This is a genomic window from Flavobacterium pokkalii (assembly GCF_014596575.1).
Classification (GTDB): Bacteria; Bacteroidota; Bacteroidia; order Flavobacteriales; family Flavobacteriaceae; genus Flavobacterium; species Flavobacterium pokkalii.
The window spans coordinates 22268-36188 of sequence record NZ_NASZ01000033.1 but is presented as its reverse complement, the minus strand read 5'-3'; the positions used below and the strand labels follow the sequence as shown (position 1 = coordinate 36188).

16 protein-coding genes are annotated in these 13921 nt (G+C 34.0%); 13 read left to right on the top strand and 3 right to left on the bottom strand.

Annotated features, from left to right (window positions below):
• Positions 1-784, top strand: a 784-nt coding sequence (locus tag B6A10_RS15595; protein WP_188221610.1) for a nucleotide sugar dehydrogenase, incomplete at its 5' end; no start/stop codon positions are given.
• Positions 785-1027: 243 nt separating this feature from the next.
• Here B6A10_RS15595 and B6A10_RS15590 read toward each other — a convergent pair.
• The gene (locus tag B6A10_RS15590) at positions 1028-1801 is read right to left on the bottom strand and encodes a lipopolysaccharide kinase InaA family protein (RefSeq protein WP_188221609.1); all 774 of its coding nucleotides are present in this window, start codon (positions 1799-1801) and stop codon (positions 1028-1030) included.
• A 184-nt stretch (positions 1802-1985) separates the two neighbouring features.
• Between B6A10_RS15590 and B6A10_RS15585 the strand changes: the two genes are divergently transcribed.
• The 5 genes from B6A10_RS15585 (at position 1986) to B6A10_RS15565 (ending at position 6367) form a co-directional block, all read left to right on the top strand.
• On the top strand, positions 1986-2555 hold the full coding sequence (locus B6A10_RS15585) for an L-threonylcarbamoyladenylate synthase (RefSeq protein ID WP_188221608.1): 570 nt from the start codon (positions 1986-1988) through the stop codon (positions 2553-2555).
• Positions 2556-2604: 49 nt separating this feature from the next.
• Positions 2605-2979, top strand: coding sequence for a GxxExxY protein (locus tag B6A10_RS15580; RefSeq protein WP_055092885.1), 375 nt, complete (start codon positions 2605-2607; stop codon positions 2977-2979).
• Between the two features lie 76 nt (positions 2980-3055).
• The gene (locus B6A10_RS15575) at positions 3056-4474 is read left to right on the top strand and encodes a CCA tRNA nucleotidyltransferase (protein WP_188221607.1); all 1419 of its coding nucleotides are present in this window, start codon (positions 3056-3058) and stop codon (positions 4472-4474) included.
• A gap of 25 nt (positions 4475-4499) precedes the next feature.
• A complete protein-coding gene (locus B6A10_RS15570) occupies positions 4500-5528 on the top strand; it encodes a COX15/CtaA family protein (RefSeq protein ID WP_188221606.1) in 1029 nt (342 codons plus the stop codon).
• Between the two features lie 59 nt (positions 5529-5587).
• Positions 5588-6367: a CDP-alcohol phosphatidyltransferase family protein gene (locus B6A10_RS15565; protein WP_188221605.1), complete on the top strand. Its 780-nt coding sequence runs from the start codon at positions 5588-5590 to the stop codon at positions 6365-6367.
• A gap of 38 nt (positions 6368-6405) precedes the next feature.
• Here B6A10_RS15565 and B6A10_RS15560 read toward each other — a convergent pair whose 3' ends face one another.
• Complete coding sequence (locus B6A10_RS15560) at positions 6406-7011, bottom strand: thioredoxin family protein (RefSeq protein WP_188221604.1); 606 nt, start codon at positions 7009-7011, stop codon at positions 6406-6408.
• 11 nt (positions 7012-7022) lie between these two features.
• Complete coding sequence (locus tag B6A10_RS15555) at positions 7023-7499, bottom strand: TlpA disulfide reductase family protein (protein WP_188221603.1); 477 nt, start codon at positions 7497-7499, stop codon at positions 7023-7025.
• 1106 nt (positions 7500-8605) lie between these two features.
• Between B6A10_RS15555 and B6A10_RS15550 the strand changes: the two genes are divergently transcribed.
• From B6A10_RS15550 to B6A10_RS15520, 7 genes are all read left to right on the top strand, one after another.
• Complete coding sequence (locus B6A10_RS15550; protein WP_188221602.1) at positions 8606-9163, top strand: sugar O-acetyltransferase; 558 nt, start codon at positions 8606-8608, stop codon at positions 9161-9163.
• Positions 9164-9178: 15 nt separating this feature from the next.
• Positions 9179-9568 (top strand): SMU1112c/YaeR family gloxylase I-like metalloprotein, encoded by a 390-nt coding sequence (gene gloA2, locus B6A10_RS15545; RefSeq protein WP_188221601.1) that lies wholly within the window; start codon positions 9179-9181, stop codon positions 9566-9568.
• A gap of 205 nt (positions 9569-9773) precedes the next feature.
• Positions 9774-11048 carry a chloride channel protein gene (locus tag B6A10_RS15540; RefSeq protein WP_188221600.1) on the top strand — a complete coding sequence of 425 codons (1275 nt, stop codon included), beginning with the start codon at positions 9774-9776 and terminating at the stop codon, positions 11046-11048.
• Positions 11049-11059: 11 nt separating this feature from the next.
• Positions 11060-11662: an HPP family protein gene (locus B6A10_RS15535; protein WP_188221599.1), complete on the top strand. Its 603-nt coding sequence runs from the start codon at positions 11060-11062 to the stop codon at positions 11660-11662.
• A gap of 102 nt (positions 11663-11764) precedes the next feature.
• Positions 11765-12304, top strand: coding sequence for an IS1096 element passenger TnpR family protein (locus tag B6A10_RS15530; RefSeq protein ID WP_026713920.1), 540 nt, complete (start codon positions 11765-11767; stop codon positions 12302-12304).
• 96 nt (positions 12305-12400) lie between these two features.
• On the top strand, positions 12401-13459 hold the full coding sequence (locus B6A10_RS15525; protein WP_188221598.1) for a nucleoid-associated protein: 1059 nt from the start codon (positions 12401-12403) through the stop codon (positions 13457-13459).
• A gap of 195 nt (positions 13460-13654) precedes the next feature.
• Positions 13655-13900, top strand: a complete 246-nt coding sequence (locus tag B6A10_RS15520; RefSeq protein ID WP_188221597.1) for a hypothetical protein — start codon at positions 13655-13657, stop codon at positions 13898-13900.
• Positions 13901-13921: the final 21 nt, after the last annotated feature.

Genomic DNA, 13921 nt, shown 5'->3' with positions numbered 1-13921 from the left:
ACATACGGTCGATAAAATTTTAAAAGTAACAGCCGGCTCTACTCCCGAAATCGGGCAAAAAGTAGATGCCTTATATCAATCGGTGATTACTGCCGGAACACATTTGGCACCTTCTATCAAAGTGGCTGAAGCGGCTAAAGTGATTGAAAATTCGCAACGGGACATCAATATCGCTTTTGTCAATGAATTAGCTAAAATATTTAGTTTAATGAATATTGATACCAGTGCTGTACTGGCTGCTGCGGGAACCAAATGGAATTTTTTGCCTTTTAAGCCAGGACTTGTAGGAGGGCATTGTATAGGGGTTGATCCTTATTATTTGGCGCAAAAAGCACAGGAATTGGGTTATCATCCCGAAATTATTTTAGCCGGACGTCGATTGAATGATAGTATGGGGGAATATGTAGCTTCCCAGGTAGTCAAATTAATGATAAAAAAAGGAATTTCAGTTAATGGTGCTTCCTTATTGATGTTAGGAATTACTTTTAAAGAAAACTGTCCGGATGTACGCAATACCAAAATCATAGACGTGATTAAAGCGTTACAGGAATATGGAATTGCAATTACGCTTTGTGATCCATTAGCTAATCCAGAAGAAGTACAGCATGAATACGGATTAAAGTGCTACCCTAAGCCAACTGCAAAGAATCAATATGATGCTGTGGTATTAAGTGTACCTCACAAAGAATTTTTAGAGTTAAATTTGTCAACATATTTAAAAACTAACAGCATTGTTTATGATGTAAAAGGAGTTTTAGAAATTACTGTTGATGGTCGATTATAGTAGCAACATCCCAAACCCCAAGAGGGGAATTCGCCTAAACATTATGAATCCTTCCTTAAGAATGGTTGTTAGAGAGGGGTGAGAAATATAAATAAACCCATTGAAGAGAAATTAAAATCATCAGTTTGTGGTGTGTGCGTGTGTCGTGATGAAATGCAGCAAAAATGTATATAGAACAAGAAAATTTATCATCGAAAACAATTTACCTAAAGAAAAAATTTTAGCTTATATCTATTAAAAACATCAATTTTTCTTTTTCCAAAATTTTATTTTATTTTTAATTCTCTTTTTTCTGCTATATTTATTTTGAAAAGCAATATTTTTTTTCAATATCTCTTCAAAAATTTGATTTGCAGAATATTTTGAATAGTACTTAGCATATTCTTCACTCATAATGACTATCATTTCCTTTTTCGCAGCTAAATGACTAAAATTTTTCATTCTCTGTTCAAAACCCATTGAAGTGTGAAAATTCATACGATTCAAATCAACTAAATAAAATTGATATTGACCATTTTCTCCTTTGTTTATCAAAGTATTCCCGGGCGAATGATCTAAAAACTCAATTCCCTTTTCATGTAAATTAAAAGTAAATCGTGTAAACTGACGCAAAATATTCTCATGATCGGGATAATCTGGCTGATGAATCAATTCTCTATAAGTCAAATCGGCATCCAAATGCTCACTCACATAATAACTATCTTTCAATCCTAACCAATTGGCATTTTCAAAATAAGCTATAGGTTGTGGTGTTCCGATTCCGTTTTCCAACAAACGCACCGCATATTCATAAGACCTTCTGGCTTTGGATTTCCTAAAATATTTGTAAACAACACTATTTATAAGATGTGGAACTTTAAAGGATTTGATGTTTACTTTTATATCTTCTAATTCAAAAAGCTTAATCGTATTACGCTTTCCGTCTCCAAAAAGCTGTCCGGAAGTTTTAAACTTTTCAACCATTTGCTTCAAATTGGGTGCAAATTTTTGAAAATGAGAATTAATTTTCACAATCATTCCTAATTTAATTTAGAGTGCAAAGATAGCTATTACAACAAAGTATTCCTATTGAAAAAACCAAGTAAAACAACACCCTTGCCCTTTTCAAAAAATGTGTTTTCTAAAACAAACGATTACTTTTTCAAAATTATTATTCGTTACTTTGCATACATTTTTTGATATCCAATTCTAACACATAAAAATGGAAAATCTGAACGAAGAAGTCCACAAAGCCTTTGAAATTATCAAAGAGGGCGGCATCATCCTTTATCCTACAGATACGGTTTGGGGAATTGGCTGTGACGCCACCAATCCGGAAGCAATAAAAAAAATATACGCCTTAAAACAGCGCGAGGAAACCAAAAGTATGATTGTCTTAATGAATGGCGAACGAATGATGTACAATGTTTTCAAAGAAATTCCGGAAGTTGCCTGGCAAATTATCGATTTATCTGAGAAACCAACTACTTTAATTTTAGACAACCCTCGAAATGTAGCTCCGAATATTATTGCTGAAGATAAAACACTGGGCGTTCGAATTGTAAAAGAGCCTTTTTGCTATAAATTATTGGAACGAATGAAAAAACCTCTGGTTTCTACTTCAGCCAATATTTCCGGTGAGCCAACACCAAAAAGTTTTAAAGAAATCAGTCCCGAAATTATAAAAGGCGTGGACTATGTTGTAAATTTGCAGCGTGAAAAAATTTGCCAGAATCCGTCAACTATCATTAAGTTGACTAATGATTGTCAGGTAAAGGTTATTCGAAAATAATTAATTAAGCCACAAATTCACTAATTATTATTTCTAAAAACACCTTTCAATGACACAAATTATCTACAAAGAAGAAAGTTTTCAAATTATGGGAATTCTATTTGATGTACATAATAATTTAGGAGGTGGTTTTTCAGAAATTGTATATAAAGATGCTTTAGAATATGAATTTAAAAAACTTAATATCCCTTTCGAACGTGAAAAAGAATATGAAGTACATTACAAAGACATAATATTAAATCATAAATTTTATGCTGATTTCGTGGTTTATGACACAATTATTCTAGAGCTAAAATCTTGTAAAAAGCTAGATTCCAAACATATTGCTCAATGTATTAATTACTTGAAAGTATCATCGAATAAATTAGCAATTTTAGCCAATTTCAACAACAAATCTCTTGAATACAAAAGAGTTGTATTGTAATATCAATAATAAAATTTGTGCCATTTTAGAGAAAAATAATTTCATATTTAATTCGTGAATTAGTGGCAATCAAACTATGAACTACAAAGAATCCTTACATCACCCGATTTTCGAAATAATCTCTCAGGCTTCAAAAGAATTGAATGTTGACAGCTACGTTATTGGCGGTTTTGTAAGAGATTTAATTTTAGGTCGTGATTTTAAAAAAGACATCGACATTGTTGCCGTAGGTAGCGGAATTGAATTAGCCTTAAAAGTTTCTGATTTACTTCCCAAAAAACCAAAAGTACAGGTTTTTAAAAATTACGGAACGGCAATGTTGCGTTTTGGAGACACGGAAATTGAGTTTGTAGGCGCCCGAAAAGAATCCTATACCCGAGACAGTCGTAATCCAATTGTAGAAAACGGAACCTTAGAAGACGACCAAAACCGCCGTGATTTCACTATTAATGCACTGGCTTTGTCGCTGAACGAATCTAATTTTGGAGATTTATTAGATCCTTTTGACGGACTTAAGGATATGGAACGTAAAATCCTGAAAACGCCTTTGGATCCTGATATTACTTATTCAGATGACCCTTTGCGAATGATGCGTGCCATCCGTTTTGCGACTCAGTTGAATTTTGAAATTGAAGAAAAATCACTTCAGTCTATTACAAATAATGCTGAACGAATTAACATCATCTCTGGGGAACGGATTGTTGATGAGTTGAACAAAATTCTGGCAACAGATAAACCTTCGATTGGTTTTTTACTTTTATACAAAACAGGTCTTTTAGACCTTTTATTACCGGAGTTAACTGCTTTGAATCAGGTAGAAGAAATTGAAGGACAAACCCATAAAAACAATTTTTACCACACTTTGGAAGTTGTCGACAATATTTGCCCAAACACCGACGATGTTTGGTTGCGTTGGGCAGCTTTATTGCACGATATTGGTAAAGCACCCACTAAAAAATTCAACAAAAAACAAGGTTGGACCTTTCACGGACACGAATTTTTAGGCGGGAAAATGGTTAAAAAGATTTTTGAACGTTTGCACATGCCTTTGAATCAAAAAATGAAATTTGTTCAAAAAATGGTCGTAATGAGTTCCAGACCTATCGTGCTTTCACAGGATATTGTGACCGATTCAGCTGTAAGAAGATTAGTTTTTGATGCCGGAGAAGATGTAGAAAATCTGATGACACTTTGCGAAGCTGACATTACCACCAAAAATCCGGCAAAATTCAAAAAATACCATAAAAACTTTGAAATCGTTCGTAAAAAAATCGTCGAAGTCGAAGAAAAAGATTCCATTCGTAACTTCCAACCACCTATTTCCGGAGAAGAAATCATGGAAATCTTTGATTTAAAACCTTCCAGAGAAATTGGTATTTTGAAAGAAGCGGTTAAAGAAGCTATTTTGGAAGGCGAAATTCCAAACGAATACAAAGCTGCTTATCAATTTGTTTTAAAACGCGCTGAAAAATTGGGGTTGCAAAAAGTGAAATAAGTTCCAAAACAATATAGAATACAAAATGAAAAAAGAAAACAAAGCCGTAATTATCTGGTTATTTTCAGGTTGTTTATTAATATTTTTAATGGTTATTGTGGGTGGCATCACCAGATTGACTAATTCCGGATTGTCCATGACCGACTGGCATTTAGGCAAAGACACCTTCCCTCCTCTCACTGAAGCGAAATGGCAGGAAGCTTTTGAACACTACAAACAATTTCCGGAATACCAAAAAATCAATCAATTTAAAGACGGTGGTTTTTCTATTTCAGACTACAAACAAATCTATTTTTGGGAATGGTTCCACCGATTTATCGCCCGTATTTTAGGAATTGTTTTCATAATCCCTTTTGTATGGTTTTTAATTAAAAAGAAACTGGATAAACCAACCATCAAAAAATCTATTATTCTTTTAGGAATGGGAGCTTTACAAGGTTTTTTTGGCTGGTTTATGGTAAAAAGCGGGTTAATAAACGACCCTGATGTGAGTCATTTCAGATTGGCACTTCACCTTACTTTCGCCTTCATCACCTTTGCCTACACACTTTGGGTAGCTTTAGATTTAATTTATCCGGTAAAAAGAAATGTTGAAAAATCACTTCGAAACATTGCTCGTTATGCGCTGTTTTTTCTATTAATACAAATTATCTACGGTGGATTTGTTGCTGGTTTAAACGCAGGCTTAATCCACAATCACTGGCCTTTAATGAGTGACGGACAATTTATTCACGACAGTGTTTTTCTGGAACAGGACAATTTACTTTTGAGTTTTACCGAAGGAAAAAGTGGCGTGCAGTTTATCCACCGAACTTTAGCTTATGTAGTTGTTGGAATAATGCTTTATTTATACTTCAAAAGCCGAAAATTCAATTTGGACTTTAATCAGAAAAAAGGAATTCAAACCTTGGTATTTCTTGTTTTTGTTCAGTTTGCTCTTGGCGTTTTCACTTTGCTTTACGGAGTTCCGTTATGGCTAGGTTTAATTCACCAAATCAACGCGTTTTTTCTGCTTTCTGCTATGACATACAGCCTGCACCGATTGTCTAAATAAGATTTTTTGCCTATATTTATATAGACTATAGTGTCGCATTTCCTTATTCATTTAAAAAAATGTCTAAACTTGCTACAAAAGACAAATTTCTTGATTTCTCAGATTACGGAAGAACCGCAGGAACCCAAATTGCCCAAACACTAAAAAACACGCGTTTTACACCTATTCATGTAAGCTTGCTTTTTGGAGTTTCGGGCTTAATTTCCATATACTGTATTCTAAGCAATCATCCGTATTGGGCTTGTTTTTTTCTTATTTTAAAATCAATAATCGATGCAGCCGATGGCGAATTGGCCCGAATCAGAAAAACACCTTCTTACACCGGAAGATACCTGGATAGTTTACTGGATATGCTTCTTAACTTTTTAATTTTAGTTACTATCTGTTTCGTTTCCAACAGTTCACTTCTGGCCGCACTTCTGGCTTTCTTTTGCATCGAATTACAGGGAACTTTATACAATTATTATTATGTTATTTTGCGTTCCAAATGCAAAGGAGCCGACAAAACAAGCCAGATTTTCGAAAATAAAACACCTAAAGCCTTTGCCGGAGAAAGCCAAAAATGGGTTGGAATCCTGTTCAGTACTTACCAAATGAGCTATGGTATTTTTGACAAAATCATTCAAAAATTAGACTATTCAGCTGCCACTTTATCCAAATTCCCACATTGGTTCATGACCTTAGTTTCCCTTTACGGATTGGGATTTCAACTACTCTTAATCGGATTAATGCTGGCAACGGGATGGACAGAATACATCATTCCTTTTTTCATCGCCTATTCGCTCCTAATCCCTGTTTTAATTATCATTAGGAAAAACTGTATCAAACAAAAAGAGTAGGCTGCTCACCTACTCTTTCTCTATTATTTCTTAAAAAATTAGTTTTTGGTTTTAATACTGCAACCAATAGCTTTAGTCACTTCCGGAGAAGGTGTTTTTCCGCTTTCCAGGGCAGCAATCGCGTTTTCAAGATATTTCTCTTTCACCTCAGTCGCACTGTCCACATTATCATCAATCGCTCCGATGTATTTTACCACACGATTTTTGTCTAATAAAAACACATGAGGCGTTTTAGTTGCTCCGTATTGCGGAAAAATCTTTTGTCCTTCGTCAAATAAATAAGGAAAAGCAAATCCTTTTTCTTTAGCTCTTTTTTGCATTAATTCATAACTGTCATCAGGTTGTACGGACGGATCATTTGGATTAATTGCTAATAAAACATAGCCTTTAGACTTATATTTTTTAGCCAAATCATTAATCCGATCCTCGTATTTTTTAGCAAAAGGACAATGATTACAGGTAAACACAACAATAAAACCTTTTGCACTCTTATAATCTGACATACTGTACATTTTCCCATCAACCGATTTTAACTTAAAATCAGTAGCGGTATCACCAATTTTATAACCCGAAGGAGCGATAACCGTAAAAGCTGATACCAATAGCACAGCAACAAACAATAACAAAACCGATAATTTTTTCATAATAAAAACTGTTAATTAATAATTGAATTCACATATTGATCTAACTCATTGTAGTCAGAAAACATCTTTTCTACAAAAAATTTTTTCCCGTTTTTAAGAATTAAAGTAGCCGGAATAGAGCCCGACCAGTCTTTATCCACGGCCGGAAGCCAGCTATTATAATCCTTATCCGTAAGCAAAACCACCTCCGATTGTATCTGTTCGTTCTTCAAAAAAGGCAATAATACTGTCTCATATTGTGTCTTAAAATCCAAACTTACAAGCACTACTTTTAGCTTTTTATTTTCGGAATTTAACTGTTCAAAATGGGGTAATTCTTTCACGCAGGGAGCACACCAGGTAGCCCAAAAATTGACTACATAAGTGGTATTTTTATCTCCCAAAACGGCTTTCTCAAAAGCGGTATAAGAATCAAAAACAGCTACTTTTTGCGCCTGAATTTGTACCGAAAAAAGAAACGCCGCTACCGCTAAAACATAATATTTCATATTCGTTTTTTTAAATTATAGACCAAACGAATTTACAATCTTTTAATTGTTTTCCGAACTTCATTAACAAAAAATTATTGCTCAACAATATCAAAACAACACTCTTTATTTTCATTTTTTCTTACTTCAAAAAGGAGTGTTTTTATCAAAAAAACAGTCTGAAAAAACAGCCAATTTTCACCTCAAAAAAGAACCTCTTTCACAGGTATATTTTTGATGTTTTTCAACTCCAAAAAACACTTCAAAAAAAGCTAAAAAACACCTCGAAGATTACCCAAAAAAAACAAGTTTTCAAGTCCAAAAAAACACCTCTAAAAATCGAAATTTAAAAAATAAAAAACAAGCTCTAAAAAAACAACCCATAAATTAAGTTAAAAAAAACAACAAGCAAAAAATCATTTTTAGACAATCCTAATTTCCCAAAAACTACAAATCCGACAAGACTAAATTCCACCTGAAAAACATCAAAAAAAAACAATTACTGGTTTAAAAATAAAAACTATTTTTACAGCACATAACTTCTAAAAGTTAGTTTTGTTTTTTTTATTTTTTTCGAACCACAAGCTTCTTTGTATTATCAAAAAACACAAGTATAACCTCAAAAATCTTTAAAAAACCACTATAGAAATAATCTATAACAATATATTAAAAAATTAAAATCCAGTATATTACAATTAATTATTTAAACTAAAAAATTAATATTGTGATTTACAAGCTAAAAACAACAAAAACACGTATTGAAAAACCAAAACGGTTAAAACCCTAAAAAACAATTAAGAATTTAAGACAATCTATCTAAATAATTACTTTAAGTAAAAACAATCAAAAACTCCCCTTAAAACAAACACAAAAAAGACAACAATATCTCCGAAAAAACAATCCTCCTCTCCTGATTTCATTTTAACGATTCACAAACCCACCAGCTGTTTTTCCTGACAATCATTAAAACTACTTCTTCTTCAGAACAGTCCTTCTACATTTTTAACCTATCTTTACAAGCAACAAAAAAGACACCTGAAAACCAGCTTAAAAAACCACTTATTTCAGACTCTTTTTTGACCCGAAAAAAGACCAAAAACAACATCTGAAAAAACAACCTAAAAAACATGAAAACTGAGAAAGAAAAAATGATTGACGGAGACTATTATTTAGCCGGAGATCCTACCTTGATAAAAGACCGTCGAAGAGCTAAAAATTTGCTCCACCGACTCAATGTAACGGAATACCGACTGACTAAAAAAGCGAAAGAAATTTTAAAAGAACTCATCCCAAACGCCGGAAAAAATTTATACATCGAACCACCTTTTCATTGCGATTACGGTTATAATATTTTTTGCGGAGACAACGTCTATTTCAATGTCAATTGCGTGGTACTTGATTGCGCAAAAGTCACTATTGGTTCGAATGTTTTTTTTGGTCCGGCAGCACAACTTTACACTGCCACTCACCCGCTCGATGCAGAACTCAGAAAGACACTTGAAAATGCCCTACCCATAACTATCGGAGACGATTGTTGGATTGGGGGCAATTCAGTCATTTGTCCCGGAGTAACCATCGAAAAAGGATGCGTCATTGGCGCTGGTTCGGTCGTCACCAAAAACATCCCCGACAACTCACTCGCCGTTGGCAATCCCGCCAAAGTAATTCGAAAACTGAATCAATAACCAACTACTATCAAAATGCTGTCTCTAAAAAACATCCATCATATTGCTGTCATCTGTTCTGATTACGAAAAATCCAAACGGTTTTACACCGAAATCCTCGGACTAAAAATAATCCGGGAAGTTTATCGCGAAAGCCGAAAATCATACAAACTCGATTTAGCCATCAACGAACATTACTGCATCGAATTATTTTCTTTCCCAAACCCGCCTGAAAGACCCTCCAATCCGGAAGCCTGCGGATTGCGTCATTTAGCTTTTGCTGTTGAAAATTTAGATAAAAATGTTTCTTTTTTGAATTCAAAAAACATTATTGCAGAGCCAATTCGAATTGACGAATTCACTCAAAAACGTTTTACTTTCATTGCTGACCCTGATTTATTACCTATAGAACTCTACGAACTTTAATTTCTTAATTTATTTCTAAACCTAAAAAACCAGATTAACAAAACCCCTCATTTCAAAACCCCTCATTTCAAAACCTCATCAGCAATCAAAATCAAAAACAGACATTTGACTTTTCCTATAGTTAAAAAAAACTTGTTTTTTGCTGCGAAAACGCAGGTTTTTTGTTTTTTTATATAATTTTGCCATTCATTAAAGATTTCAAGTAATGAAAACCACTGCACAAATTAAAAAAAACTACCACCTTATTAAATTTAAAAAACTAGTAATCGTCTCTCTTTTAATTGGTTTTCTTTCTGCTTTTTTAGGAATTAGTCTAAAAAAAATCACCGAATATTATGAAGAAATTTTCTTTCATCAGGCAAACGTAAATCCCTTTTTCTATATTCTTTTTCCGGTTTTTGGTCTATCGGTAATTTATTTTCTGCGAGAATATCTTTTTAAGAAAAAAGAAAACAAAGGCATCAAAGAAGTGTTTGAAAGTACTAATTCGAAAACCAAAAATCTTCCTTCTTACAAAATCCCATCGCATACGATTAATGGATTATTAACTGTAATTTTTGGCGGTTCTACCGGAATCGAAGTTTCTACTGTGGTAGCTACGGCTACTATTGGTTCGGTAGCACACCAAAAAGAAAATATTTTCCGTCAGTACAAAACCGAATTAATTTGTGCAGGTGTAGCAGCCGGAATCACTGCTTTATTCAGCAGTCCAATCGCTGGAATCTTATTTGCTATAGAAGTTATTTCGAGAAAAATTACCCGTGCCTTTATCATTTCAAATTTAATTGCCGTTTCTATTGCTTTTGGGTTGTTAACCATATTAAAAGAAGAACCTCTTTTTGCCGTTAATATCAACTCCTGGCACCTAAAAGCGATTCCTTATTTTATTTTACTGGGAATTTTAGCGGGAATAAATTCGGTTTATTTAACAAAATGCGTGTTGTTCTTCAAAGCACAATTTGCCAAAATTGAAACGCATTATTACAAAATCATCTTTGGTTCTGTTGTATTAAGTATTTCCCTTTTTATTTTTCCACAGCTTTACGGCGAAGGTTATCATGCCATCAAAACAATTACTTCAACTCATAACGAAATCCCTTTAACACTTACATTAGCTTTCAGTTTTTTAGGAATATTGTTTTTAAAACCGGTTGTTACTTCCGTTACACTGGCTTCCGGTGGCGACGGTGGCGTTTTTGCTCCCAGCCTTTTTATCGGGGCTTTTTTGGGACTTTTAGTCGCTTCGGTACTCAATACTTTTTTTGATACCCAAATTATCCCAATCAATTTTATGGTTATCGGAATGGCTGCTGTTTTAAGCGCGAGTATTCACGCTCCGTTTACCGCAATCTTTTTAGTTTGTGGTTTAACCAATAATTACACTTTATTTTTCCCAATTCTGGCAGCCTGTTTCATTTCGAAATATACAGCCAAAATGATTTATCCTAATACGGTTTACACCTTTGCTCCCAGCATTTAAATTTTAAAATCATGCCAACACGCAAAATCAAACGCAGCTACCGCAAAACCCGTTACATCCTTTACAAAGAAACTTTAATTGACTACAAAGAACAATTTTGGTCCTTTTTAGGCTCCTTTGTCGGCATCGGACTGATTGCCTATTTCCAAAGCCAGCAATTCTCACATCAGGATGTGGTCTATTTAATAGGTTCTTTTGGCGCTTCGAGCGTTTTAGTATATGGAATCATCGAAAGTCCATTTTCCCAACCCCGGAATTTGGTTGGAGGACACTTAATTTCAGCTTTTATCGGAGTGACTGTTCATCAATTATTTCCGGATACTATATTTATTGCTGCGCCTCTGGCTGTTTCCTTATCGATTGTGATGATGCAAATAACCAAAACCCTGCATCCGCCCGGAGGAGCTACAGCTTTGATTGCTATCATTGGAACACAAAAAATTAAAGCTTTAGGCTATTGGTATGTTCTATCGCCGGTTTTAACCGGAGTGCTTATCCTGCTATTTACCGCCTTATTTTTTAACAACATGACATCCAGCCGAAGATACCCGGCACACAGCACCTATCACAAACGCTATTTAAGAAGTATCAAACGGCTGATAAAAGGCAACTAATTCACAACCAAAACTCTCGCTGTTTTTTTGATAAAATTTCACAAATCGCATTGGGATTAAAAAGGATTAAATGTACCTTTGGCTTTTATAAAAATGACGATTATGGTTTATAAATTTAGAGTAATCTTAGACGCAGAAGAAGATATTTTCAGAGATATCGCCATCTTGGAAGACGATACATTAGAAGATTTACACAACGCTATCTTTAATTCTTTTGGATTTGATGGTATGGAGGTTGCTTCTTTTTACACTTGTGATGACACCTGGAATCAGGAAGATGAAATTTCACTTTTTGACACCGGCGATGTTCCCGGAGAACAACGCATCATGAGCGATTATAAACTTTCGGATATTCTTGACGAAGAAAACACTAAAATTATCTATGTATATGATTTTATCAATATGTGGACTTTCTTAGTAGAACTTGCCGCAATTGAAGATCAAACTGCCGGAGCCACTTATCCGGAAACTTTATTTGCTCATGGCGAAATGCCTGATGAAGCTTTGGAAAAAAACTTTGAAGCAGACAATGCAGATGATTTTTATGACGAATTTGAAGACGGCTTAGACGATGACGACATGGATATGTTTGAAGGAGACGACAGCTACGAAGATTACGGATTTGAAGAAAATTGGAACTAGAATAACCTGATAAAAAAACTTATTCAAGAGCCAAGATGAAAGACCTCAACAAACTGTCTTTTTTCTTGGCTCTCGCATCTAAAAACAGCACAAAAAATGATCAACCTATTCAACGCACACATCGAGACTCTTTCTATCCACCGGGTAGGAAATAAAAGCCGAAATGAAGCTATCTTTTTATCGGAACAACCTTTTAACCTTCAGGACGAAATTGTTCCGCTTATCAAAGAATTTTTCCTGAAACCATTTCGTGAAAAAGAAGAAAACTATTATCAGTTTGCTCACGAAGTCGATTTGGATTATAATGACATGTACAAATACACTTCTGAGATTTTTAACAATCCGGGCAGTTTACATGAAACTTCCAAAAAAATCACCAAACATCTTTTTGAACAATCCAATCATCCGCATATTAAAAACGGAGAAGTTTATGTAACTTATTTAACTAACGTAAACATCGATAACACGCCGGTTGACGCTATCGGAATCTTTAAAAGCGAATTGCAAACAGATTTTCTGCAATTTGAAGAAAAAGAATCTAATTTGGAGATGATTTTACAACAGGGAATCAATTTGAATAAATTAGACAAAGGCTGTTTGATTTTTAATCATAAAAAAGAAGAAGGTTACAAAATCCTGACCGTGGACAGCAACCGTTATGATGCCCGTTATTGGTTAGAACACTTCCTTTCAGTAGATGCTTTTGAAGACGAAAACTTCATCACCAAAAAGTATTTGAAATTTTGTCAAAACTTTGCCAAAGACGTAGTTTTCCCTGCCGAAGACAAAAAAGAAGAAGTTATGTTCATGAACCGTTCGGTGAATTATTTTGCTAAAAATGATGAATTTGAAGAAACAGAGTTCTTAAATGAAGTTTTAGATAATCCGGATTTGATTCCTGAATTTAAAAACTACAAAGTTGATAAAGGCGAAAAATACAGCATTGAGGATGTCACTTCATTCCCAATTGCCAATGCCGCCGTTAGCGATGCCCGAAAATCAATCAAAAACGTAATCAATTTAGACACAAATATTCAGATTAAGATGGATTTTATTAATCCGGAAAGTGCCGAAAAATTTGTAGAAAAAGGCTGGGACGAAGAAAAACAAATGTATTACTATCTGGTTTATTTCAATAAAGAGCAAAAATCCTAGTTAGTTTACAATTCACTACTTAATTCATCTCCAATCGCTTAGGCGGTTGGAGATTTTTTTTTAAATCATTTAATAAAAAAATAAGTTTATACTTATGAAATTATCAAAAAAGCGTACTTAGTCGATTTTTTAAGTATTTTTATCTATAATTTTCTATTTTTATCACTCCCAAACAAAATTAACCTACTTTTTATTATGAATTTAACAGATTTCAAAGCACTGATTACTGGTAAAAAGATTCTATGCGCCATTTTTGGACATAAAATAGTTACCTCCAGAAACATTACTAATCATTTAAAAGAATACAAATGCACAGTATGCCAAATGGAATTAACGAATGACGAAGAAGGCGATATTACCCATTTAACTCCCGAATTAAAAGAAGTGAACGAAGCCTTGGTTTCTTTTTATCAAAAAAAGATTTTGGTAAAACAACACTAAAACCTCTTTTTCTATTTCAAA

Excerpts from the sequence above, each read along its gene's own strand:
- B6A10_RS15590 (WP_188221609.1), bottom strand. The coding sequence starts at position 1,801 with ATGATTGTGAAAATTAATTCTCATTTTCAAAAATTTGCACCCAATTTG.
- B6A10_RS15585 (WP_188221608.1), top strand. The coding sequence starts at position 1,986 with ATGGAAAATCTGAACGAAGAAGTCCACAAAGCCTTTGAAATTATCAAA.
- B6A10_RS15580 (WP_055092885.1), top strand. The coding sequence starts at position 2,605 with ATGACACAAATTATCTACAAAGAAGAAAGTTTTCAAATTATGGGAATT.
- B6A10_RS15575 (WP_188221607.1), top strand. The coding sequence starts at position 3,056 with ATGAACTACAAAGAATCCTTACATCACCCGATTTTCGAAATAATCTCT.
- B6A10_RS15570 (WP_188221606.1), top strand. The coding sequence starts at position 4,500 with ATGAAAAAAGAAAACAAAGCCGTAATTATCTGGTTATTTTCAGGTTGT.
- B6A10_RS15565 (WP_188221605.1), top strand. The coding sequence starts at position 5,588 with ATGTCTAAACTTGCTACAAAAGACAAATTTCTTGATTTCTCAGATTAC.
- B6A10_RS15560 (WP_188221604.1), bottom strand. The coding sequence starts at position 7,011 with ATGAAAAAATTATCGGTTTTGTTATTGTTTGTTGCTGTGCTATTGGTA.
- B6A10_RS15555 (WP_188221603.1), bottom strand. The coding sequence starts at position 7,499 with ATGAAATATTATGTTTTAGCGGTAGCGGCGTTTCTTTTTTCGGTACAA.
- B6A10_RS15550 (WP_188221602.1), top strand. The coding sequence starts at position 8,606 with ATGAAAACTGAGAAAGAAAAAATGATTGACGGAGACTATTATTTAGCC.
- gloA2 (WP_188221601.1), top strand. The coding sequence starts at position 9,179 with ATGCTGTCTCTAAAAAACATCCATCATATTGCTGTCATCTGTTCTGAT.
- B6A10_RS15540 (WP_188221600.1), top strand. The coding sequence starts at position 9,774 with ATGAAAACCACTGCACAAATTAAAAAAAACTACCACCTTATTAAATTT.
- B6A10_RS15535 (WP_188221599.1), top strand. The coding sequence starts at position 11,060 with ATGCCAACACGCAAAATCAAACGCAGCTACCGCAAAACCCGTTACATC.
- B6A10_RS15530 (WP_026713920.1), top strand. The coding sequence starts at position 11,765 with ATGGTTTATAAATTTAGAGTAATCTTAGACGCAGAAGAAGATATTTTC.
- B6A10_RS15525 (WP_188221598.1), top strand. The coding sequence starts at position 12,401 with ATGATCAACCTATTCAACGCACACATCGAGACTCTTTCTATCCACCGG.
- B6A10_RS15520 (WP_188221597.1), top strand. The coding sequence starts at position 13,655 with ATGAATTTAACAGATTTCAAAGCACTGATTACTGGTAAAAAGATTCTA.